The organism is Acinetobacter puyangensis, from assembly GCF_900096995.1.
Classification (GTDB): Bacteria; Pseudomonadota; Gammaproteobacteria; order Pseudomonadales; family Moraxellaceae; genus Acinetobacter; species Acinetobacter puyangensis.
In genome coordinates, this window is record NZ_OANT01000001.1 from 846,602 (window position 1) to 871,874 (window position 25,273).

At 37.3% G+C, this 25,273-nt stretch carries 11 protein-coding genes, 3 pseudogenes and 1 CRISPR repeat array; of the genes and pseudogenes, 6 read left to right on the top strand and 8 right to left on the bottom strand.

Going from position 1 to position 25,273, the window contains the following annotated elements:
* Window positions 1–276 precede the first annotated feature (276 nt).
* Window positions 277–552: a hypothetical protein gene (locus tag CRO21_RS03935; RefSeq protein WP_097078002.1), complete on the top strand. Its 276-nt coding sequence runs from the start codon at window positions 277–279 to the stop codon at window positions 550–552.
* Between the two features lie 269 nt (window positions 553–821).
* Window positions 822–1,250 carry a hypothetical protein gene (locus CRO21_RS03940; RefSeq protein WP_097078003.1) on the top strand — a complete coding sequence of 143 codons (429 nt, stop codon included), beginning with the start codon at window positions 822–824 and terminating at the stop codon, window positions 1,248–1,250.
* 31 nt (window positions 1,251–1,281) lie between these two features.
* Here the strand turns inward: CRO21_RS03940 and CRO21_RS03945 are convergent, their stop codons facing one another.
* Window positions 1,282–1,956, bottom strand: a complete 675-nt coding sequence (locus CRO21_RS03945) for a DUF421 domain-containing protein (protein ID WP_097078004.1) — start codon at window positions 1,954–1,956, stop codon at window positions 1,282–1,284.
* A 676-nt stretch (window positions 1,957–2,632) separates the two neighbouring features.
* Here CRO21_RS03945 and CRO21_RS03950 point away from each other — a divergent pair.
* Together CRO21_RS03950 and katE are read left to right on the top strand one after the other, a co-directional pair.
* Window positions 2,633–4,036, top strand: coding sequence for an iron-containing redox enzyme family protein (locus CRO21_RS03950; protein ID WP_097078005.1), 1,404 nt, complete (start codon window positions 2,633–2,635; stop codon window positions 4,034–4,036).
* A 17-nt stretch (window positions 4,037–4,053) separates the two neighbouring features.
* Window positions 4,054–6,210, top strand: coding sequence for a catalase HPII (katE, locus tag CRO21_RS03955; protein ID WP_228150359.1), 2,157 nt, complete (start codon window positions 4,054–4,056; stop codon window positions 6,208–6,210).
* Window positions 6,211–6,294: 84 nt separating this feature from the next.
* Here the strand turns inward: katE and CRO21_RS17635 are convergent.
* Window positions 6,295–6,564 (bottom strand): annotated as a pseudogene (locus CRO21_RS17635) (hypothetical protein); the annotation flags it as partial.
* A gap of 33 nt (window positions 6,565–6,597) precedes the next feature.
* A pseudogene (locus CRO21_RS03960) lies at window positions 6,598–7,134 on the bottom strand (hypothetical protein); the annotation flags it as partial.
* Between the two features lie 425 nt (window positions 7,135–7,559).
* Here CRO21_RS03960 and CRO21_RS03965 point away from each other — a divergent pair.
* Both CRO21_RS03965 and CRO21_RS03970 read left to right on the top strand, forming a co-directional pair.
* A complete protein-coding gene (locus tag CRO21_RS03965; RefSeq protein WP_097078007.1) occupies window positions 7,560–8,444 on the top strand; it encodes an SDR family oxidoreductase in 885 nt (294 codons plus the stop codon).
* 346 nt (window positions 8,445–8,790) lie between these two features.
* Window positions 8,791–11,122, top strand: a pseudogene (locus tag CRO21_RS03970) (TonB-dependent receptor).
* Window positions 11,123–11,305: 183 nt separating this feature from the next.
* Window positions 11,306–17,699: direct repeats of the CRISPR family, unit length 28 nt; unit sequence TTTCTAAGCGGTGTATGCCACCGTGAAC.
* Between the two features lie 132 nt (window positions 17,700–17,831).
* On the opposite strand, the gene cas6f reads toward CRO21_RS03970, so the two are convergent.
* Genes cas6f through cas3f form a run of 5 tightly spaced genes read right to left on the bottom strand, consistent with a single transcriptional unit; the run spans window position 17,832 to window position 24,998 of the window.
* On the bottom strand, window positions 17,832–18,425 hold the full coding sequence (cas6f, locus tag CRO21_RS03975) for a type I-F CRISPR-associated endoribonuclease Cas6/Csy4 (RefSeq protein WP_097078008.1): 594 nt from the start codon (window positions 18,423–18,425) through the stop codon (window positions 17,832–17,834).
* A 2-nt stretch (window positions 18,426–18,427) separates the two neighbouring features.
* On the bottom strand, window positions 18,428–19,444 hold the full coding sequence (gene csy3 / locus CRO21_RS03980) for a type I-F CRISPR-associated protein Csy3 (RefSeq protein ID WP_097078009.1): 1,017 nt from the start codon (window positions 19,442–19,444) through the stop codon (window positions 18,428–18,430).
* A 23-nt stretch (window positions 19,445–19,467) separates the two neighbouring features.
* Window positions 19,468–20,355 (bottom strand): type I-F CRISPR-associated protein Csy2, encoded by an 888-nt coding sequence (gene csy2, locus CRO21_RS03985; RefSeq protein WP_097078010.1) that lies wholly within the window; start codon window positions 20,353–20,355, stop codon window positions 19,468–19,470.
* Window positions 20,355–21,599 (bottom strand): type I-F CRISPR-associated protein Csy1, encoded by a 1,245-nt coding sequence (csy1, locus tag CRO21_RS03990; RefSeq protein ID WP_097078011.1) that lies wholly within the window; start codon window positions 21,597–21,599, stop codon window positions 20,355–20,357. The genes csy2 and csy1 overlap by 1 nt, the downstream gene beginning before the upstream one ends.
* A 15-nt stretch (window positions 21,600–21,614) precedes the next feature.
* The gene (gene cas3f, locus CRO21_RS03995; RefSeq protein WP_097078012.1) at window positions 21,615–24,998 is read right to left on the bottom strand and encodes a type I-F CRISPR-associated helicase Cas3f; all 3,384 of its coding nucleotides are present in this window, start codon (window positions 24,996–24,998) and stop codon (window positions 21,615–21,617) included.
* Between the last annotated feature and the right edge of the window lie 275 nt (window positions 24,999–25,273).

The window sequence follows — 25,273 nt, forward strand, 5'->3', positions numbered from 1 at the left end:
TTTTTTATCTTATTAACTCGAATAAAAATCAGAAATTGTACTGTAGAGAGGATATTTATACGCAATAATTACTTTAAAATAGTAAGTTGTTGTAAAGAAATTAAACGGATTGGTAATTTGTCGGGTTTAGTATTTTGTTTTAAATCATGAGTTTGTGGTGGGTGGTAAAATATATTGGGTACATTATAAGATATTGAAACATCTCTATGGTATTTTAATTCAGAAATCTACTTTAAATTAAAAATAACAGTTTAACTCTATTTTGTGAGGTTTTATATGTTTAAAATTATTCCTATATTAAGTATTGGGTTGATCATGGGGTTGACTGCATGTCAGGATAGAAAAAATCATGATCCAGTCAATGAACCTGAAACGACTACTCCGCATACACTTCATGAGGAAAATAGCAACGATGCTGGCACACCGAATGTCCAAGCGCCAGTACATAATAGTGATGCGCCTCGTGCTGGTGAGGTGGCTGATGAAGTATCTCCGACAGCATTAGGTGATACCACAACAACTGGGACGACATCAACAAATTCGACCCCTTAAAACAAGGCATATAGTTATAAGCTATAGATTTTGTTAAAATAAAGCCAGCTTTTTATGATAAAGCTGGCTTTATTTTTAAAATTATTTATATTGATAAAAATGGCTTGTTGAAAGAAATAATGTGGTAGGAATCTTGTCTATAGGCATGTATTGTAATTAATGTGTAACAATGATGTTTTATTTTAAATAATAATTACAAAAATACTAACATTTAATTACTTAAAGTCATTCATACTCCATTTTGACTTTATAATTCTAGGGTTAAGAAAATGCCACAATATTTAAGAGTAGCAGAAAAAGTTTATAAAAAACTTGAAAAAAACAAGGGGTTTATAGGTGAAACTCATACAGATCTCAATACATTAATGATTGAGATCAGAAATGAAATTAAAGGTAGCGAATTAAAACTCTTATACAATCGTATTGACTTCGATACATTGATAATGAGTGGATCGCAAAGTCAAATTAAACTGGATTTAAGCTTGATCCCAAAATTTAAAAATTCCCAGGAATTTATTTTATGGTTGGCAGGATTTGTAGAGAAAATTACTACCGGGGGAACGCGCAGATTACCGCCTCTAGTGGTGACCGAGAATAAATTGCCAGATCAGGTAAATCAAGACTTAATATCTGCTTCTCCATCGATAAATCATGCAGAGAAAATAGTCGAGTATTTTGTCAACGGGAAAACGACTTAATCTGTTTTATTCTACATGTCTAGCTCAATATCTAGGCATGTGGACAATTAAATGATTTTGCCCATTGTGCATGATCACAGCGTGAACAAACCTGATCAAGTTGCTGCAAATACTGAGTCATTCCACAGTACATACAGGAATAAAATAATTCTTTTTCATAATCTGTTGCGACAAAATAAGATTTAGGAAATAAAGGCAATCCCCAACGAGTATCTTCAGGGGAATAAAAAAGAATACTTAAACATCCATCTGTCTCTAATAACGCATATTTTACTTGCCCTAAATGTTCGGTATGTTGTTGGCGCATTTCCGCAAAAAACTCATCATGAGAATATTTTTCTTTTTTGACATCTGAGATCACTAACATACCATTTTCTACAATATATAAAGGTTCACCTTCTAACAATTTTTCTATTCTTTTATTTTTCATCATCAGCCATGTGGTCATACGATATAATATAATAATGCTGCACATGACTAAAAAGGCTTGAATAATCGGAACATCTTTCACAAACATTGGATCGCCAGCCGCAGAACCTAAGCATAAAATAATAGCAAGTTCAAATATAGAAAGTTGCCTGATGCCTCGTTTTCCCGAAATACGTAGGAATATAAGCACAAGAATAAACATGACTGTACATCGGATGAGTATTTCCAGCATAAAATCAAAAGAAGTATCGTAAATAAATATTTTAAAAAGATCCATTTTAATAATTACTCAATTTTGTATTGGACTAGCATAAATAAATATTATAAAAAAATAAAGATTTAACCTTTAATTTTAGGATTAGACCTAAAAAAGAAATTTAATTTTTAAGTATTTTATACGATATTTTTAGCTTGATTATATGCTATAGCGCTAATTAAGGACTCGAGATGAAACTATTGGCCTGTTCATAACCTAATTAATTCTGTTACAGATCACGCTGATTTAATTTTTCTGTTTTATCATCTCCTTGAGTCGATTGTTGATCATTTTGTTGTGGTTGATGACCAGAATGATCTGGACTACAGGGTTCTTCACCCTGTTGATTTGGAATAGGTTTTTTGTTAATTTTGATTTGAATTACTCATCATATTACCACATTGTTCTTCAAACATGTTTAGTCTCACTTAATCTATTTCAATTTTATTCAGTTATTTTTAAAAAAAGTTATCAATATAGTGTTTTAAATTTAATTTTATGATGAGTCAAATTATAATTTTACTTTATAATGATTCTAAATGTTTCATTGTAAAATATTGGCTTTATAATCAATTGAAAGTTAGATTGTTTACATTTGAATGTAATTTTGGATACTTAACTTTACAAAGTTATCCTATAAAATAAATTAGTACATTTAATATAAATAACTTAAATATGAACTTATAAGGAAGTTAAAATGCCAACAATTGCAAAAGAAAGATTATTAAAACTATTACGGGAAGTGCCTGAAAATTACTATGAATTGGTTAATTTTTTTCTTGATGGAGATATTTCGATTGAAGATAAAAATATAAAATCGAAAAGTTTTCTGCTGCGAGAACTTGATAAAGTTAATATGAAAAATTTACAATTCCCTTCATTGGATCAATTAAGAACGTGGTTTGAACAAGAAAATAAAGTAACTCGTGAAGCATATCAAAATTATCTTGGTATGCGTAAAGATGGTGGAAAAAGACAATATTTTACCAATACAGGGCAGGCATTTGAGTTTTTAACCAAAATTGCACCGCTTAAACAGGTCGATGGTGCATGGTTATATAGTGCAGTTAATTACTGGAATAATGAAGATTTACATGATTTGATTTTGATTTATCTTGAAGAACTAGGGACAGGGAAAGCGACCGCCAACCACGTATGTTTATATCATCATCTTTTAAAATGTTTGGGCCTTGATGAGTGGAACTTATATCTTGAAGATGAATATTATCAACAGGCTGCGATACAGCTGGCTTTAGGTTACGCACCTGCGGAATTTTTACCAGAAATTATGGGATATAATCTTGAATATGAGCAGCTACCACTACACTTATTAATTACCAATTTTGAACTTGCCGAATTGGGAATTGATTCATCTTATTTTAACCTGCATATTACCATTGATAATTTGGATAATGGTCATGCGGATCGTTCCATTAAAATGGTTGAGAAATTTGCTTCTAAATATGAAGATCAGGAAAGTTTTTATCAAAAGCTCAAGCAGGGTTATGCACTCAATCAATTGGGAATTGGCAGTACTCAAATTATTCGTGAGTTGAATCTGAATAATTTTGTGCATAAAATTTTAAAGAAAAAAGCCGTGACCGGATCACTTATTCATAATAATAAATGTATTTTTCATTATAAGACTGTGAACGAATGGCTTTCCAGCCCAGAGCAAGTCGAATTATTTATTGAATATTTAGCCGAATCAGAATGGATCAAATTTGGTAGTGATCCGGAAGAAAGTCGTTTCTGGAGATTAATCCATAGCGAAAGTGGACGCATGTTCGGAGTATTTAATCTAGCAGAAAGACAAATTATTTATGATTGGATTCGAGGGGATTTTCCTTCCAGATTTAGAACGCTTTCTCACCAGCACACAGCTCACCATTTACACGAAATGAGTACATTCAGTTTTGATTATTTTTCACAGTTAGAGCATGACAAGAGACAATCAATTATTAATCATTCACCCGATATTTCATGCAAGATGGCGCAATTGATTCCTTATCTTGCGCCACATGCACATCATCAAAAGATGGGTTTATGGAGTGCCCAGGTTTATACCACATTACTCTTTCCACACTTAATCCAGCTTTAAATCTGAATTTTTAACGTATAGCCAATTATGAAGGTAGCCATATGAGTAAGCATCAGTCAAAACAGAACAATGCAAGTGAAGTCGCTGGAACAGATTCTCCGGATAAAGAAAACCATAGTCTGAAATCGGATCAGTTAGATCAATTTCGTAGTGATGCTTCGCATCAGGCATTGACCACCAATCAAGGCGTCAAGATTTCTGATAATCAAAATAGTTTAAGGGCGGGTACACGTGGGTCAACTTTACTTGAGGATTTTATTCTAAGAGAAAAAATTACTCATTTTGACCATGAGCGTATTCCGGAACGCATCGTACATGCGCGTGGTGTCGGGGCACATGGATATTTCCAAGCCTATGCGGGCAATGAAAAATTTACCAAAGCTGGATTCCTAACTGATCCAGATATTCAAACACCGGTTTTTGTCCGTATTTCAACTGTACAGGGACCACGTGGTTCTGCTGATACAGTACGAGATATCCGTGGTTTTGCCATTAAATTCTATACACAGGAAGGAAGTTTTGATCTGGTCGGAAATAATGCACCGGTATTTTTTATACAGGACGGTATTAAATTTCCCGATTTTGTGCATGCGGTAAAACCGGAACCACATACTGAAGTGCCTACTGGTGCTTCAGCACATGATACTTTCTGGGATTTCGTTTCTTTGGTACCGGAATCTGCGCATGCAGTGATGTGGGCGATGTCGGATCGTGCGATTCCACGAAATTTGCGTTCGATCCAGGGTTTTGGGGTACATACCTTTCGTTTGATTGATGCACAGGGCAAAGGTCGTTTTGTAAAATTCCATTGGACGCCAAAACAGGGATTAGCTGCTTTGGTCTGGGATGAGGCACAAAAACTGGCAGGAAAAGATCCGGACTTCCATAGACGAGATCTGTATGAAGCGATTGAAAATGGCTTTTATCCGGAATGGGAACTCGGTATACAAATTGTCGAAGAAGAAAACGAAATGGATTTTGATTTTGACATTCTTGATCCGACCAAAATCATTCCGGAAGAATTGGTGCCTGTGATTCCCATCGGCAAATTTGTACTGAATCGTAACGTCGATAATTTCTTTGCTGAAACTGAACAGATTGCATTTTGTCCAGGACATATCGTTCCGGGTATCGATTTTAGTAATGATCCTTTACTCCAGGCGCGTTTATTTTCCTATACAGATACGCAAATCAGTCGATTGGGCGGACCTAATTTTCATCAACTTCCAATCAATAAAGCGGTATGTCCATTTCATAATCAGCAACGGGATGCCATACATCAAACTACTATTCACAAAGGACAAGCATCTTATCAACCAAATTCGATTGATAATAACTGGCCGGTTGAAACTCCACCAGCCGAAAAAAATGGCGGTTTTGAAAGTTATCAGGAGCGCATTGATGGTCATAAAATTCGCCAGAGAAGTGAATCTTTTGCCGATCATTTTTCTCAGGCACGTTTGTATTATCAAAGTCTAGCGCCACATGAACAAAGCCATGTTGTCGATGCCTATACTTTTGAATTGAGCAAAGTGCAGCGTCAACATATTCGGGAAAGAGAAGTGCAGGAGGTTTTGGCGCAGATTGATCTGGATTTGGCTAAACAGGTTGGGGATAATCTGGGAATTGAAGTTGAGACTGACCAGACTTTGCCTAAAGTTGCAGAAAAATCTAAAAAACTTTCCATGCTGGCGTTTATACCGGAAGATATTGTCGCCAGAAAAATTGCGGTATTGGTTCATGATGGTGTAAATCCCGACAATATTGCAGCGATTAAAGACTGGGCAGCACAGGAGCATGCCGTCGCCCATGTATTAACACCTTTACCTGCACCAGTAAAAGATGTAAACGGGCAACTGGTTGCGTCAGATGGGATGCAAAAGGCTGAGCCTTCGATTACCTATGATGCTGTTATCGTTGTGGATGGTGATAATCTGGATAAAGTGCAAAAAGATGGGGTTGCCAAGCATTATATTCTTGAAGCCTATAAACATCTTAAGCCGATTGTTTTACTGGGTGATAAATCTGGCTTAACTGAAATTTTGGATTTAGAGGTGGATGAAGGCGTATTGAGTGCGGATAAATTTACTGCTGTTAAAAAGGAATTAACAGAGCGTATTCGTCATCATCGTGTCTGGTCAAGAGAGGAAGTGGTTAAAAGTATTCCGGCTTAAATAAATTTTATCATTTAATAAAAATACCCTGAAAATTAATTTTCAGGGTATTTTCTCTATCTTTAATCTCGAATTGATCTGTATTTAATTGGTCCAGCGATTCCATGCATCACGCACTGCATATTTTGCGTGTTCCCATTTTAAACGCGATTCGCCTTTAAATTGTTCCCATTTGCTGGATAAATCATTTTCTACGTCTTCAAATTTTTTACTCTTATCATAATTCGGACGGTTTTCATAACCGAATTGATAGGCATTTCGATAATCCCGATCATAATCTAAATCGCCATATACTTCCTGATTACGACGATAATAAGGGGTATAAATATAATTTTCCCGCCAATAAATATCTTCTGGATCACCATCTGCGGTATTGAGATAACCATTGACTCGATTCCAGCTATCATGCGTGGCTTCACGCGCTTCTTCCCAGTTTAAACGGGAATTATTTTTCGCTTGCTCCCATTTTGTGGCAAGTTCAGGTTCGATATCTTCAAAATTATAATCAGGTGAATGAATGCGAGATTCATAACCCAAACGATAAGCTGAACCATAGTCTTGGTCATAATCCAGTGTACCATATTTTTCGGCAGCGGATTGGTAGTAAGGCCGTTTGGTATAAGTATCACGCCAATACGCTTCTTCAATCGTTGGATTAAATTTCTCCGCAGTATTATGACCTGCCAACGCACCCGCAATACCACCTGCAATACCACCGATCACAGCACCTACTGGACCACCGGCCAAGCCTATTGCTGCGCCTGCTGATGCTCCAAAAGCAGTGCCTATACCAGTTCCGACAGGATGAGAACCAGGTTCATCGGTTATCGGATCAGCATTTAATGCATCACGTTGTTCCGGGGTTAATGCTTCTTTGTCTGAATCTGGATTTAATTTATTTGAATCAATATGAGAATTTGTCATTTCTTTACTCCTTGATTTATTAAAATTGAACCATAATAAATTGCTCAATAACTTAAATATAAATGGCATTTTTATGAATATAAACCTATATGTTGTTACAATATAGGTTGTGAATATTTTTTTAGGTGAATATATGTCAATTCTGTTGTTTGTTATTCACTTAAGATGTTACTAAATATATGTTAAAAAAGACAACAATGTAATTTTTCAATTTAATATATTTATCTATATTTTTGAAATTTAAGCATTATTAATGCATTTATTGTTGGTGGAGAAAATTAATGTTGCAAAAATATCGTTTATGTCACATATCATTATATTTTATTTATATAAGATTACTTGATAAAACATTTATAAAAAACATAAGACGATTTTTTTTGCTACTTTAAATAGACCCTATTTTTATAGATTAAGGTAAATATAAAATGGTCAATTTAAATCAAGAGAATCAATATCCTTCAGTACCACCAAAACAACATCAAACTCATCAACCAGGTCTACAGGACAAAATGGATCCTGAACCAGAAATTATTAAAGCTTCGCATCGGGGAAGTGACAAGTTAAAAGATAAAGTGGTGTTGATTAGTGGGGGTGATAGTGGGATAGGTCGTTCGGTTGCCGTATTATTTGCTCGGGAAGGGGCAGATGTTGCAATTATTTATCTAGAAGAGCAGGAAGATGCAGAACAAACCAAACAATGGGTAGAAAAAGAGGGGCGTAAATGTTTATTGTTAAAAGGCGACCTGAGCAATAGCCAAACCGCTGAAAAGCATGTGGAGGAGGTAATCAAGGTATTTGGTAAAATTAACATCTTAATTAATAATGCTGGGGTGCAATATCCTCAATCTGATCTGACAGACATTAGCGATGAGCAATTAGCCAAAACTTTTCATACTAATATTTTTTCGATATTTTATTTAACCAAGTATGTTCTACCGCATTTACATGAGGGCGATAGCATCATTAATAGTACCAGTATTACCAGCTATCAGGGAAATGATGCGCTCATTGATTATTCCAGTACAAAAGGTGCCATTACCACATTTACTCGTAGCCTTTCCAATAATCTGATGAAACAGAAAAAAGGTATACGTGTGAATGGCGTTGCTCCCGGGCCGATCTGGACACCCTTAATTCCAAGTACTTTTGATGCTGAAACTGTTGCACAATTTGGGAAAGATACTCCGATGGGAAGAATGGGGCAACCCAGCGAGGTTGCGCCAGCCTATTTATTTTTATGTTCTGATGATGCCAGTTATATTAGCGGACAAGTCATTCATGTCAATGGTGGAACGATTGTGAATGGATAATCAATGGTATATAGCATATAAGAATATATCTGATTTCTATAATATTTAGTCTCATATATCTATAGAAATGATTTAAACAAAAATGATGGGGCCAATGATCTAAAATGAAAATTGGTTTCCATCATTTTATAAATAATCCAAGAAAATAAATATCAATAAACGTTCGCGCTATTTTTGCATTAGTCTTTTATAAATATGCCGTTCGCCTGCATAGGCATCTAAAGCAGCCGTAATAAGCCAGTGTATCTGTAACGCGAATGGTCGATGCCTGATACACAGTAGAATAACAGTTGTATAACATAATGTAATATTATAACATAACAATTAGTATAAATAGGAGATTACTGTGCGCCCTCATGCTTTATCCATTGCAATTTTACTGTCAATCCATCATGCACATGCTTCTGAAACAGAAGAAATTATTTCTCTACCGCTGATTCAGGTTAATGCAGAACAACTTACTTTGGTGGACAATGTGGTAAAGGTTGAAAACCGGAATGCAGATAATAAAACTTTGGGAGATGCACTAAAACATATCTCTGGCGTACAAAGCAGTGCTTTTGGTCCAAATGCAGGAGCACCAGTCATCCGAAGTTTAAGTGGGAATCGTGTACAAATTCTGGAAGATGGCGCATCAATCTATGGTATGAATGCTATCAGCGGTGATATTAGCATTCCTTTTGATCCTTTGTTTAGCCAAACCATCACAGTCAATAAATCGTCAGATAGTGTGCGTTATGGCGGTAATGCCATTGGTGGAAGTGTCAATATTGATACAGGCTTGATTGATATGGATATGTCGGATAAAAATGCCAATCTGGAAGTAGTGGCAAAAAAAGGCTGGAATGATTTTAATGCCAAGGGGTTTAAGCTTAATTTAAATAATCAGCATAATTTTTCGACCAATTTTTTGTTTTCTACGCAGGATATTTCTTCTTATAAAATTCCCGGAAATAGCAAAGCAAGCGTATGTAATACTGCTTTATTTCCTGTCAGTGGGGGCACCAATACTGCATTGGCTGATGCCTGCCAAAAAGAAGCGCGGGTTCAACAGGTATATAACACTGCTTCACAGCCTTATATTGATCAATTTATGACAGAAAATCCAGACTGGGCAGATGGTACATTTTCATTTTATACCGATCAACCCACTTCTGTTTGGAGTGGTAAAAACTATATCAATCCGGAAAACCCTGATTATGTTCCGGATACACCCAAATATACTCAAAATAAAATCAATAGAGATGTGACACCCGACTATAAAAATAAACTGGGGAATAGTTATTTTGAAAATCAGCATTATGCCATTGGGAGCACTTATTTATTTGATCGCGGCTATATTGGTATCAGTGCGGATTCGAAAAAAAGTGAATATGGGGTACCGGGATTTTCGCTGGAAAATAAATCATTTCAAGCCCATTATGATGATGGATTGCCCGTTGGTGTCAAAACTGACCAACGAAAATATACACTACAAAGCCAGTTAAATTTTGAATCACCTTTTTTAAACCAAATCCAGTTTAACACCAATAAATTGATCAACACTTCTAGTGAATATTTAGGGGCAGAAATTGCCAATCGCTATAAATTTGATACGCAACAGGCAGAGTTATTACTCAAACATCAACCGATGAAATTGTTAAGTGGTTTTATTGGATTGAATTACGTCGATCGCAAAGTTAAAGGGCAGGGGGAGTTACGTTATCTACCTGATCTCAACACACAAACGCAGGCAATATTTATTAAAGAAAAGTTGGACTTTAACTGGTTAGAATTAGACGCAGGCTATCGTACAGAGCGGGTAGAGCATAAAGTTCAGGACAGTGATTTTAAGACGTCCAGAAATTCACCCAATGTAGAATTAAAGGATCGTAAATTTAATCTGGATAGTTTTAATGTTGGATCATATCTAAAATTTAATGATTTAATCGGACGTAAAATTACGTTATTCGGTTTCGGAAAGAGCGCCGGAAATTAATGAGTTATATGCAAGTAATGCGCATTATTCGATTATGCTACAAGAAGAAGGGAATCAAAATCTTAAAGAAGAAAAATCTAAGAATCTAGAATTATCAGGGTTGATTCATTATAAGGATTTCAATTTTGAGGCGACTGTTTATAAGATGAAATATGATAATTATCTATATCTGACCCATTCAGGTTTACAAACAGCAAATCGCTTGCCGCTCAAATATTGGACACAGGTAGATACTGAAATTACTGGTTTTGAAATTGATGTCAAACAAAAAGTTGATTTAAACTATTATGGCAATTTGATTCTTTCTGCTTTTGCAGATTTAGTCAAAAACAAGAACCTTAATCCGAATCAATATAGCCTGTTTAATGACGGCAATTATTTACCGAATATGCCGACCAACCGTTATGGGGCAAATATTGAATGGGAGAAAAATGATTGGTCGGCCCGATTATCCAGTATTTATTATGATAAACCTCAGTATCTGGGTAAAAATGTATCTCAGGAAATTCCTTTACCTGCATATAACATGGTTGATCTACAAATTCGTAAACATTTAAAACTACATAATGCAGATTTTGATGTGTTTTTAAATGGTTCAAATTTGTTAGATGAAGATGCCCGACCACAAAATTCACCATTAAAATATATTGCACCACTTCCCGGGCGTGGATTTCAAATTGGTGTAAGCATGAAACTTTAAGTATTGAATAATTTTTGTTTGATAACATCAAGACAGCCTATGATCTTAAGGATTATTAGGTTGTCTTGATGAAGTTTTACATCTTTGTAAGCGACCTATGCGGTAGAGTAAAGAATTTTTAAGGATTCTAAGCAGTGTATGCCACCTAAACCACGACGCTTTTAAGATGCTCTATCCCGTAAATTTCTAAGCGGTGTATGCCACCGTGAACCAACATCAGCAATCACTACGCGAACGGGTGGTTTTCTAAGCGGTGTATGCCACCGTGAACCAGCTGATTCAAAATCAATCGCCATGCCTTGTTTTCTAAGCGGTGTATGCCACCGTGAACACTTATCAAAACGTATGGAAAATTACTTAAATTTTCTAAGCGGTGTATGCCACCGTGAACTCAATTACAACAATAACAGTAAAGGAATCAAATTTCTAAGCGGTGTATGCCACCGTGAACCATTCAAGCCCCATTAACTCCCCTGCTCGCATTTTCTAAGCGGTGTATGCCACCGTGAACGAAACTAAATCTGGTGCTTTTGATGTAAGTAAGTTTCTAAGCGGTGTATGCCACCGTGAACCAAACAAAGCATTGATCATTGATGCAGACAAATTTCTAAGCGGTGTATGCCACCGTAAACCACCACAGCATACATCGACACTGGTGGTGTCTTTTCTAAGCGGTGTATGCCACCGTGAACTTTCTCCAGTGAGATGAATCAACCGCATGATTTTTCTAAGCGGTGTATGCCACCGTGAACTTGTAATTATTGCAATCGTTGTGATTGCCCTATTTCTAAGCGGTGTATGCCACCGTGAACACGGCATTGTTGAAAATATCCGTAAAGAACTGTTTCTAAGCGGTGTATGCCACCGTGAACGATTTGATTTCACCAGATTGGGCTTGGAATCAGTTTCTAAGCGGTGTATGCCACCGTGAACCACTATCCTTGTTTTTTTCTGCTGAAAAGTTATTTCTAAGCGGTGTATGCCACCGTGAACTATTATGAAACGCCATTTAATATGTATGGGTTTTTCTAAGCGGTGTATGCCACCGTGAACTATCTAACACATCACTCTGAAATCCTTTGACTTTTCTAAGCGGTGTATGCCACCGTGAACTCGGTACACCAGTTTATGAACATTTTTACATCTTTCTAAGCGGTGTATGCCACCGTGAACTCGTACGACAACAGGTTGGGATGGTGGTGTTTTTTCTAAGCGGTGTATGCCACCGTGAACTCAGTCCCCAAAATGCAATCAAATTGGCGATGTTTCTAAGCGGTGTATGCCACCGTGAACGGTGGCGTAGTCTTCCGGGAAAATATTCCATGTTTCTAAGCGGTGTATGCCACCGTGAACATTTCCGGTACAAATTTCACATACACAGGGTCTTTCTAAGCGGTGTATGCCACCGTGAACTATCAACATCATTTAAGATGCAGATCGTTTATTTTCTAAGCGGTGTATGCCACCGTGAACAGACCATATAGAGTGATTTACCAGTTCTCGGCTTTCTAAGCGGTGTATGCCACCGTGAACTCTTGCTGCAATAATGCATATTTTTCTTTGGATTTTCTAAGCGGTGTATGCCACCGTGAACATTGATACTTTACCAAATATGGATTTTCCACTTTTCTAAGCGGTGTATGCCACCGTGAACCTTTGAATGCGAAAGTTGATGCTTTAAATGCCTTTCTAAGCGGTGTATGCCACCGTGAACCAAGCCTATAATTTAGAACCTTGTCCTATGCATTTCTAAGCGGTGTATGCCACCGTGAACTGTTGGATGCGGCGCTTGCGTCGACGTCGGACTTTCTAAGCGGTGTATGCCACCGTGAACTTGATGCTTTGAAATTTGTAAAACCAGCAGTTTTTCTAAGCGGTGTATGCCACCGTGAACAAATATGATGACGGGCATCGCAGCCACCTAGGTTTCTAAGCGGTGTATGCCACCGTGAACCGGCAGCCCGCTTGATCATACTCATTTAATTGTTTCTAAGCGGTGTATGCCACCGTGAACGCCAATTTAGGGTTTATCAACTAGAACCCATCTTTCTAAGCGGTGTATGCCACCGTGAACCCGCTTTCTGATTTAGTTCGTAAATTGAATATTTTCTAAGCGGTGTATGCCACCGTGAACAACCCAATGAATAAAAACCGGAATCTTCCGAATTTCTAAGCGGTGTATGCCACCGTGAACATTTGACCTTTGGTTCGACAAGTTCAATCGTCTTTCTAAGCGGTGTATGCCACCGTGAACGTTATGACCCGCGCCGTATGGATTTGTTGTTGTTTCTAAGCGGTGTATGCCACCGTGAACGAATGGTGCTGTTCTTATTTTAAAAGCTGATTTTTCTAAGCGGTGTATGCCACCGTGAACGTACGAGCTACTTTCGTCATTTGAGTAAAAATTTTCTAAGCGGTGTATGCCACCGTGAACCTGTACTGACTTCAACGGAATTAGGAACGTATTTTCTAAGCGGTGTATGCCACCGTGAACGTGTACGTGTTCATCTTCAAGATCATGAGGTTTTTCTAAGCGGTGTATGCCACCGTGAACATATAAAAGGTAAGATGTTTATGCAATATTTGTTTCTAAGCGGTGTATGCCACCGTGAACCGAGTCCGAAATAGTCTTAAAAAATTCCGTCCTTTCTAAGCGGTGTATGCCACCGTGAACTGTTCAACGGTATTTGTACTTAAAATTGCCCCTTTCTAAGCGGTGTATGCCACCGTGAACGAAGCTGCCCCCTTTTATAATATGGGGGTAATTTTCTAAGCGGTGTATGCCACCGTGAACACACGTATGGGCAGTTTTACAAAGATTATCCGTTTCTAAGCGGTGTATGCCACCGTGAACTTGGCATTTTACGCCACATCAGGATTTAGCCATTTCTAAGCGGTGTATGCCACCGTGAACTGGGTGATTTACAAGCTGTGCAACTTGTCCTTTTTCTAAGCGGTGTATGCCACCGTGAACTTCTCCTTCGCCGTATGTACCTTGCAAATATTTTTCTAAGCGGTGTATGCCACCGTGAACACCACGACTAACAACACAATTAACGCTCGACTTTTCTAAGCGGTGTATGCCACCGTGAACTCACTGGTTGCCATACGTTGCCAAGTTTGCAATTTCTAAGCGGTGTATGCCACCGTGAACAGTGGTTAGGGTGAAAATCTTTCAGGGGTTCATTTCTAAGCGGTGTATGCCACCGTGAACCCTTAGGGTGTGGTGGCTGGTGTGCGAGTAATTTTCTAAGCGGTGTATGCCACCGTGAACTTAATATTTGTTGTATTTGTTGCTCTTTATCATTTCTAAGCGGTGTATGCCACCGTGAACCGGTTCGTCTTTCTCATCTATCTAAAGACTTTTTTCTAAGCGGTGTATGCCACCGTGAACGGATTAATGCATGCTGCTGCAATACTTAACGATTTCTAAGCGGTGTATGCCACCGTGAACATTAAACCTTGTTCCCTAGCTTGCTGCATCTTTTTCTAAGCGGTGTATGCCACCGTGAACTTAAGGTTGATTCTCTCACCAAAGGTTGGTCATTTCTAAGCGGTGTATGCCACCGTGAACTGGTGGAATACTCGGATCGCATCTCATGGGGTTTTCTAAGCGGTGTATGCCACCGTGAACTTTTCCTAGGCATATATGCCCTAGTGATAGGATTTCTAAGCGGTGTATGCCACCGTGAACCTACAAATGCATTGGGGATTTGGAACGAGTTCTTTCTAAGCGGTGTATGCCACCGTGAACTTATTAGGGCTTCATCAAGCGTTACACCTTCTTTTCTAAGCGGTGTATGCCACCGTGAACTTTGGCTGAAGGGCTAGAGGAGTGGCAATAATTTTCTAAGCGGTGTATGCCACCGTGAACGAGCCCATGATTGGCCCGCATTGGGCAGCGACTTTCTAAGCGGTGTATGCCACCGTGAACTGATTAGCGCGATAAAGCGCATTATAACGGTATTTCTAAGCGGTGTATGCCACCGTGAACGAGTTGGGGCTGGTAGTATTATTCATCTTGAATTTCTAAGCGGTGTATGCCACCGTGAACTGCAAGCGTTTTGCTCGTAAAGTTTATGTTAATTTCTAAGCGGTGTATGCCACCGTGAACGATGATTAATGCTAAGAATTCTTTTTATATTCTTTCTAAGCGGTGTATGCCACCGTGAACTTTCGCAGTCTGATTGTAAAAAATACATGTCTTTTCTAAGCGGTGTATGCCACCGTGAACAAATACTTGTGATCGGCTTCATCAAGCTTTACTTTCTAAGCGGTGTATGCCACCGTGAACATAAACAGTAATATGGTCAGCATTCTTAGCAGTTTCTAAGCGGTGTATGCCACCGTGAACTTTAGTCTTCATGACTTCAAAGCCGTACTTTTTTTCTAAGCGGTGTATGCCACCGTGAACACGGGATTTGGAACAGAGCAACAGCGCGTACATTTCTAAGCGGTGTATGCCACCGTGAACCAGAAAACAAGACATTGCCGTTCGCATCCTTTTTTCTAAGCGGTGTATGCCACCGTGAACTTCTATTTCTTCTGATATGCCTAACCTTCATATTTCTAAGCGGTGTATGCCACCGTGAACTAGCACAATTAAGCATGCATTAGAAATACAGATTTCTAAGCGGTGTATGCCACCGTGAACGCTTGTTCTTGTAATGCGTCCAGTGTGGTCAATTTTCTAAGCGGTGTATGCCACCGTGAACGACGCGCCTCGTCGAAAAGTTGGGACGCAGCATTTCTAAGCGGTGTATGCCACCGTGAACGATAAAAGCTGTTCACGTTCTTTCTTTGGTGTTTTCTAAGCGGTGTATGCCACCGTGAACCATGTCGTGCAATATGTGTTTGCGCATGGTTCTTTCTAAGCGGTGTATGCCACCGTGAACAGTTCCACTTAATGCCATCTGCTCAGCATGAATTTCTAAGCGGTGTATGCCACCGTGAACGACAAGTTGACATTCTTAATGTCACCTGTTATTTTCTAAGCGGTGTATGCCACCGTGAACTAATGGCTGGCAATCTTGCTGTAGCTATGGAATTTCTAAGCGGTGTATGCCACCGTGAACGGTTACATTCTCTTTTGATCAATCCGAGCTTGTTTCTAAGCGGTGTATGCCACCGTGAACCGTACTACAGAACAACGAGAACAAGATTATCATTTCTAAGCGGTGTATGCCACCGTGAACTTTGCACCAGTCGATTTACAAACTGTTGTGTATTTCTAAGCGGTGTATGCCACCGTGAACATCAAGTAAAACAAGTTCCTGTATTTTCAGGCTTTCTAAGCGGTGTATGCCACCGTGAACTTTGATCTGAAGCAACTTCTGAAAATGTAGAATTTCTAAGCGGTGTATGCCACCGTGAACAGAAAATGTATATGAGAATGTAGAACCAGTGGTTTCTAAGCGGTGTATGCCACCGTGAACTTGCACCAGTCGATTTACAAACTGTTGTGTAATTTCTAAGCGGTGTATGCCACCGTGAACCGATATATCGGACTTAAGTCCACTCTAAAGATTTTCTAAGCGGTGTATGCCACCGTGAACTTGATAACGAATAAGTTGCCAAAGGTTAGTTGTTTCTAAGCGGTGTATGCCACCGTGAACTTGATAACGAATAAGTTGCCAAAGGTTAGTTGTTTCTAAGCGGTGTATGCCACCGTGAACATCACCTTCTTTTTTACCCCGTTCATAGATACTTTCTAAGCGGTGTATGCCACCGTGAACCTTTAACCATAGGTCAAGGCTTGGCGATTGGCTTTCTAAGCGGTGTATGCCACCGTGAACTACAACAGTTTGTAAATCTACGGGTGACAAGATTTCTAAGCGGTGTATGCCACCGTGAACATGGTGTAACAACAGCAAGTGTTCAACCGCAGTTTCTAAGCGGTGTATGCCACCGTGAACTTTTAATTGTAATATTGTCTGCATTATTAATTTTTCTAAGCGGTGTATGCCACCGTGAACGTGTGTTGAATTAAATAAGCAATTGATAAATATTTCTAAGCGGTGTATGCCACCGTGAACGATTACAATTTTCATGGTCAAACGATTTCATGTTTCTAAGCGGTGTATGCCACCGTGAACGTTTTGTTCTTGGGCTAGTATTGTTTGTGAGTTTTCTAAGCGGTGTATGCCACCGTGAACATACAGGCTTTGGTGGAAAATATGACCCTGCTTTTCTAAGCGGTGTATGCCACCGTGAACTTTTTGCAGGACGACGAATTAATACAGGCTTAGTTTCTAAGCGGTGTATGCCACCGTGAACTCAATTGCTTACCTCTTTTAAAAATATCATCAGTTTCTAAGCGGTGTATGCCACCGTGAACCGACCATATTTGTATCAGGACTTTTTGAAGTATTTCTAAGCGGTGTATGCCACCGTGAACTAGTCATTTTTAAGACATTTGCCAATGTTAAATTTCTAAGCGGTGTATGCCACCGTGAACTACGTTACGAAAAAATTACTGAACCTGCTAATTTTCTAAGCGGTGTATGCCACCGTGAACTCTTCTCTCAAGAGGATGTCAAACGCTGGGGTTTTCTAAGCGGTGTATGCCACCGTGAACAGTAATCATAAAGCAAAAAATAAAGTTATAACAGTGCCTTAACTCTAAAAAGTAATAAATACCCAAAGTTTTTAAGCAAAGCTATAACTTATTGATTTTATTAAGCTGTTAAAGAGATCAAAAAATATTGGGTTAAAACTCAGGAACAGTCGCTGTTCGGCTGAGTCCATATGTCCCAAATTTTTCATTATTCGCTTCATCAGCGAGGGTTTTCCCGATATAAAGTCTAAACTTTATATCATGGCTTAAACTTTTTAAATTGATATAAGGTTCAGCATTAGGCTGTTGGTTTAAATCTTTAAAATGGGCTTCTGCTTCATTTAATGAAATATTACGTCGAGCTGCCTGATGTGCAATCCGTTGTGCAGTCGTCAATTTAGGATTTGCTTTAAAATAACAAGCATATCCTGTAATTTTTGCTTGTGGGACTTCTCTTGGGCTTGTGGTATGTACATAATCTGTGAAACGATCAAGCCATTTATCGAGATAAAGCTGTTGTAGTTCATTTTCAGAGTTAGCGAAAATACGAATTTTTGAACCTAAAAAACCAATATGTTTTTTTTCATCAATTCGATATTGTGGAAAAGAAACCCCATAGTGAATCTTTTCCTGCTCGTCTTTATGTTCGACAAAAGCGAGGTGGAGTTGAGTATAAAGTTTGGACCAGATGAAATATAAAGATATTTCAGTTTGGTCAATGAGGGTGATTTCTTGGTAATAGAGCATAATTACTCCTTACCACTTTGGCCAAAAACACCACCACGAACTAGAACAGCCATCACATAATGTTCTTGTTCAGGATTTTCTAAACTTTCACCTAATGCATATTTATCAAATAAACTAAAGAAATCTTTTTTGTCTTTAGGTGTGCGATAGGCTTTACCCAAATTCGTTACAGCTCCATACGGTTCAATGGCTATAGCCATTTGCTTATTATCAAACTCTGGATACCAAGTATCAATTGTACGTAAAGCATTACCGATCTTTTGTGAGTGCATTGCAGCAACATCATTGACGTGATAAAGAATTTTGCTTTTTTCACCTTTGCCTTTATCTAGTACAAGTTCTTCACTTGGATAAACTTCTTGTCCATTGCCAACAAGAGCATAAGCTTCAATGTTAATCAATAAATAGGGTAATTCACCTTTAAGTGCTTGTGCTATTTTATCTGTAAGCAATTGAATATTATCACTAAAATCACTAAAATCATTGAGTTTATATTGCTTGGCATCGAATGTAAGCGGTTTTTCTTCACCTGTCAATGTCACAATGACTTCCACTTTTTCAGCACCGACTCTGTTACGCCATAAGAAACGAGCATTGGCAATATTTAATGCGTAACGTTTTGCCAGTTCAGTAAAGCCGTATGTAGAGATATAATTTTTAGCAATTTGATTGTAGGATTGTAAAAATGTTTCGTTATTACATGCAGATGGATTTTCGATACCACCTAATACTTTTAATGTAAAAGAAACTTTTAACGTATCTTGATTTTCACCTAAAGCACAAGCATCTACGGTTTGTAAATTTGCTTTCTCAACTTCTGCATTTAATTTTGTTGGGTCTCCAGCAACCGCAGGTTTTAGACGATTGGAGATTGTTCCTCGAACAGACTTTGGAATAAGTTTTAATGCACTTTGTTCTGTGCGATTATCCCAATTAGTTCCATAGAAATAACCATCTGAAGGTACTAATTTTTTTTCAAATGCTAAAACACTCGCAATTGTATTTTCTTTTTTAGCCATGATTAAAACTCCTTAATATATAATTAGATAGATTGGTTTTGGCAAAGGTAGAGATTGTTATCAAGATCAACATAATATTGCCATAACAGTTGATCAATATTTTCAATACGGTAGGGCATGACAAACTCACCAAGTGTGATTACGGCTTCAGTAAAACGGTGTGGTGTATTTGCATCTCTTTGGTTTGTGGCTTGTCCAAGTTCAGAAATTCCTTGAAAACCAACAGCAATTGGTACAAGCCAACCTTTTTCTTTACGGCTACTTGACCACGCTACTTTGCCATGTTCATCAAGTGCTGAGTTATGCGTTACTTTTAAATAATCTAACACAGCATCTAAGGCATCTTTTTGCTCATTTTCAATTGCATGCTTGACTAAATCACGACGCTCAATAAGAACATGACCTAGCATGAGTTTATTAGAAATTTTTCTAAGTTCTTGATCTTCATCCTCATCTTCATCAAAACTTAGAATTTGGCAGTTTTTTAGTGAAAGTACATCACCACTAGCAAATTTCATTGTTAATACAAGTTGTTTGACTGTCTGTAAAAGTTGTTCAATCTGCTCTGGACTGATATTTTTATATTCAATTAAAAGTGAAACTTCTAAATGACATCGTGCTTCCTCAATAAAAGCAGGGCGATTACCATCTTTATCCAACGGATTTGCTGTGCCAACAATCGAAGACACAAAATCACCATGACCTTTGTAGGTTTGCAAATTGAACTCATGGCAACTTACAGCAATTTTATCTAAAGTAATGTCAGCAAAATTTAGTGCTTGTAGCTTACGTTGCAAAGCATGGACGGCACCTAGCCAAGCTGTCATCGCAGGAAAACCAATGGTAAAGGGGCTGCTCATAGCATTGGCATTATGGATTTTAAGATGAGGAATTAAAATAAAACGACGCATTAAAAAAACTCCTTATCTTTTTTCACAGCTTCATTTACTACAGTTTTGATGTGTAAAAGCTCCTCATCACCTAGTTTAAAGGCATTTTGAATCACTTTTTCATAACTTTTTAAAATCCAACTTGCAATGACTTTTGCGAGTTCATTACGCCATTCATTATCTCGTTCATTTTGATAAGCATCGTCCAACCAAATACGTTGTAATTTAGGCAAAGTTTCATAATAGTCTTGATTAGACCAGCCTTCTTCATAATGCTTACGAATTTTAAAAGCTTCTAATAAAATGCGATCAATTATAAAGTGAATAATATTGCGAATAGTTTCACGAATATCATTATTATTTAGTTCAATCTGCATAAATCTATGCAATTGAGTAAAACTTTCTTGAAAATTATTACGATATAGACACTGTATAAAAAAATCTGTTTTAGGTAAATGAATAGAACGCTTTTCTAGTTTTGGTGGGCAGCTTGATAACAAATAAGCACGTCCAGCATTTTGGCTATTTAGTACACTCACATTTTGTGGTTGTGTTCCACCAAAAGCGGTTACGGTTAAATCATAAATATCAGCATAACCAACATCATCTAATTCATTTTTTTTACGATACTCTTTGGCTTGTTTAGTCTGTTCTGAGAAACGTAGATGATCAATACGCTGTTTTAATTCTGTGATTAATCCGGAAGGTGTTAAAATAGACAATAAATGGTAGTCTTTATTTTTAATTGGAAAATAAACTTGCTTAATTAAGTGATCTGTTCTTGATGTTGTATCAGCAGCTTTGATTTTTAGAAAATCAGAACGTAAATTTTCAAAATTTGCAGTTGGAGTATTAAGAAATTTTTTTAATTTTTCATCATTTTGTTCTAGATTATCCAAAAGGGTTTTGCCATTTGATAATTGGATACTTAAAAATTTAAATACGTCCATTGCCGCAGCATTACCAAAAACATCCAATGGATAATCCACATTACCACTACGTAAATAACCATCACCACTTTTTTTACTATTGGCAATAATGCTTGATGTTTTAGCACTAGGATGACTAAATTTACTCGGATGACTTACCATAGAAAGTTGTTTAACTCGGTTGGCAGCATCAGGTAACCATTCTGCCAGACTAAATTTGCTTGCTGCTTGCTGTTGTAAATCAGCAATCTCATAATCATCTTTTGCTTTTTTTAAACGATCTTTGAGCCATAGGACTTTACGATCATTTAAAAATATCTTTATATTTTCTGTCATACTGAATTTCCTCGATTATTCTTTATCCAAAACTATTAGACCAAATTGATCCGAATATATTAAGTTTTTGCCCTCAAGATATTCTGGCAACATGATTTCCCCATATTGTTTTGATAATTTTTCAACCTCTTGATCAATATCATCTATATCAGGATTTCGTGCAATAGCTAAACGACATAGAATGTCGTAATAATTACGATTTAGCCAAAGTCGCTCAGTTTCTAACCTATTTAATTCAACATTTTTAATGCTGTACCAACTTGTTCGATCAAGATACTTACCAAAATCATCTTTGATACACATCGTAAGCTTACGATTTTTAAAAACTCTAAAAAGTTGAATGTTAGGTGAGCTTTGCCGAAATGGATTAAAACGTTGTGGCAAAGCTGTCAAATACCATGTTTCATTCAGCCAAGCACTAAGAAATTTAGCGCCATGATTATCATAAGAGGTTAATTGATAGGCGGTCACTGCATGTTCAAGGTCAGCCAATTTTTTCTTAAACTCTAAAGGTTGATTTGTTTGAATACGTGGAATTGCATTAATACCATTTCCAATATTTGTAATGTCTAAGAGTTGCTTTAAATCCTTTGTATCTAGTCTAAAACGGTTATTTTGTTCAAAACCCGGTTTTTCAAAGGCAACTTTAGCTTTGCGTAATGCCCTTATGTTATATTGCATTAGCGCAATATTCGGTTGTTCAATATTTTGTTCTATTTTACGATGACGTAAAACTCGTCCAGCGAGTTGAATAATCGAACGATAAGAAGATGGTTCTATAATCGCCCAATCAAAATCATGATCTCGTCCGACTTCCTCCACAGGTGTTGCCACTAGAATAAAAATAACATTTTCACAATCTGTATGGTCTAAATGCTGACGAATTATTAGGTTAGAAAAAGCTTTTGCTTGCTCACCTTGCTTTTCTTTGCGTTTTAGGACGTCATCTAAATGACGTTCTTGCTCACTGCGTAGCAACAACACTTGTCGACTGTGATATGCCATGATACGAGGCGCGATATTGTCTGACCATTCAGCATTAAGTAAATATTGGGTGAGCGCAACGCAAGGTGGAATATTGGCAATACGAATTACGCCAAACGAAACTTTTTTACCTGTTTTTAGATCAATCGTATGATGTGCTTGATGTAGGTTTTCCGCTTCTCGTTTAATTCGTTCAAAATATTGATTTTGGATACTTTGATCCAATTTATCTTTGGTTTTTTCTATCACCAAATCCTCGCAATCTACGATATAGGCCTTATGCTTAACAATCTGTTTTTGTAGATAATCTGAACGTACTTGTACAAAGCTATAATGAAAATTTTGATATTGCTTAATAATTTCTTCATGACGAGATAAATGAACAGTCTGAACTTTTGTTTTAAACTCATCCACCCACATACTGATGACATCATTATTTTTAATTTTCTTAAATGCACAATACAGTTGCCAACCATGTTGATAAGCATTAAAAAAACCTTCTGCCAATGCGGGGGGGATAGTGGCTGATGAAATCATGACTTTTCGTCCCAACATGCCTGTTAAATGAATCAAACGAGCAATTGCAATTAAATCCTGACCATTAAAATCATCCACTTCATCAATAACCAAATCAGAAGATGATAGGCGTAAACTTGGCAGAATATATTTTCCACCACGCTTGGTTTCTGTTGCTGCCATGATGTGATCAATGGTACAAGCTAAAACAGGTTTATATAAGAATGCTTTATTCTTTTCTGACTTGCTTTTCATTGAAGGGTTTGTCGGAAAAAGTGCATCCATAAACTCTGCTTGTGGCATGTCTTCATAGATTAATTCATTGTCTAGTAATTCTTCTAATGATTCTGAGCCAAGTTCTTCGATATTACCGTCTTCATCTTCTTTATGGTTAGTTTTTTGATGATGTAATTCTTGTAAGGCTTTAGAGCCAATCAAAACGGCTAGTTCATCCTTAGATAAACCAATATCATGAGTATACGAATCACCGGTTTGTAAGGTAAGTGTTCTTAAGCCAAGTGCAAGGATATATCGGAGGGAATTTCCTCCTTCGGATAAGGTTTGCATAATCTTGGCATTGGCAATGGTTTTTCCTTTACCTGTACTAGCCATATTGACAATAAACCAACCTTGGTTTTTCGAATTTTCATTCTTAGTATCGAATTGCTGAATTGCTTTGACGGCTTGATCTTGCCATTCAAATCCTTGAGGACTTTTTTTCTTCAACTTTTGTAAATCGTAAGCAGACTGCATTTCTTCGGCTAAACGACTCAATGATTGTGACACTTTTAAAGCATTATCACTAACCCGAACAAGATGCTCATCCAGTTTTTGTTTCGGTTGTCTGGTTTTTGAATCTGTGTTGGCAATTAATGTTAATGATGTTTTCCATTTTAAATCGGCATCACAAGAGGAATAATAGTGGTCTCCTAACATTAAACATAAGCGTGCATGATGCAAAACGATTCGCCAACTGCCATCTTGTAATGTTTGATAAGCATTATCTGTTTCTTGTAGTAAGCGATTTGCCCATTTCGTCGTTTGTTTTTTCCATTCGCTCGATTGACTTAGTAACCCTTGTTGAAACTCGAAACATTTTTTTAATCTTTTTTGATAATCTGTTTCATCTTGCTTATTTTGATAGCCCCATTGTGCAGAAATAATTTTTAGTAAACTTGATAGTTCAGATTTTTCTTCATCACTATAATGTTTCCTTTCATCTTCATTTTTTAAATCTGGTAGGCGATGATGTGAAACAATCAGCCATGCAACTAATCGAGCAATTGGTGGAAGTTGATCTAGGGCATGAGTTTGGTCTAATCCTTTTGTAATCGTCGCCTTTAAAGCATCTTCTTCCCAATTTTGTTGAATAAGTAAATTCAACCAAGTCTGGTCGTTTTTAGTATCACCCGAATGTTGAACTAAGGCATGCAGCAATAAACATGAAATCCATTCATGTCGTAGAGGATCGCCTTTTTTGGAGTTATCGTTTAATTTCTGTTGAAATAAAACACTGGCTTTGCCCCAGTCATGTAAAAGGGCAGACATAGCCACCAAAGCTTTAATTAAAGGCAAATAGTGCCAATCGTTTTCCCATTTATTTTGCGAAAGTTTTTTCTGAGTTGAGTTAACAGGCACAATCCCTTCACAATTAAATTTATTGCGATTACCAACAATCCACATGAGTTCGCTGCGACGACGGCTACGTATCCAGTGACATGAAACAGCAGTATTTTTCGTAACAGTTTTACGTAACAACCGTTTTACTGCCAATAAGCCATCTTCAGTAATTACGGTTTGCCAAGTGTTATCACCAATTCGATCTGCAAAGGCATCCAGTACACGACGAGTACGGGGCAGGGCTTTTTTCTCGCATTGGGAGATGAATGTGACGATCATGATTTACTACTCTCATTATAGTTTTTATATAGGGGAAGAAAGTTGCAATCAAGTAATTGCAACTTTCTAAGCTGTCTGTGCGACAGAGGAACTGACTTATCAAAGATAAATCTATTATTTTCTAAGCTACTTATACAGTAGTAAGCAGAACATATTATATCCATAATTACTCTTTTAGTACGATATTAAAGTTTAGTTCTGAATTAACGGACACTGGTACATTAATTGGACAAACAATAGAAAATAAAATTAAAAAAGTGATACTTTTATTACGC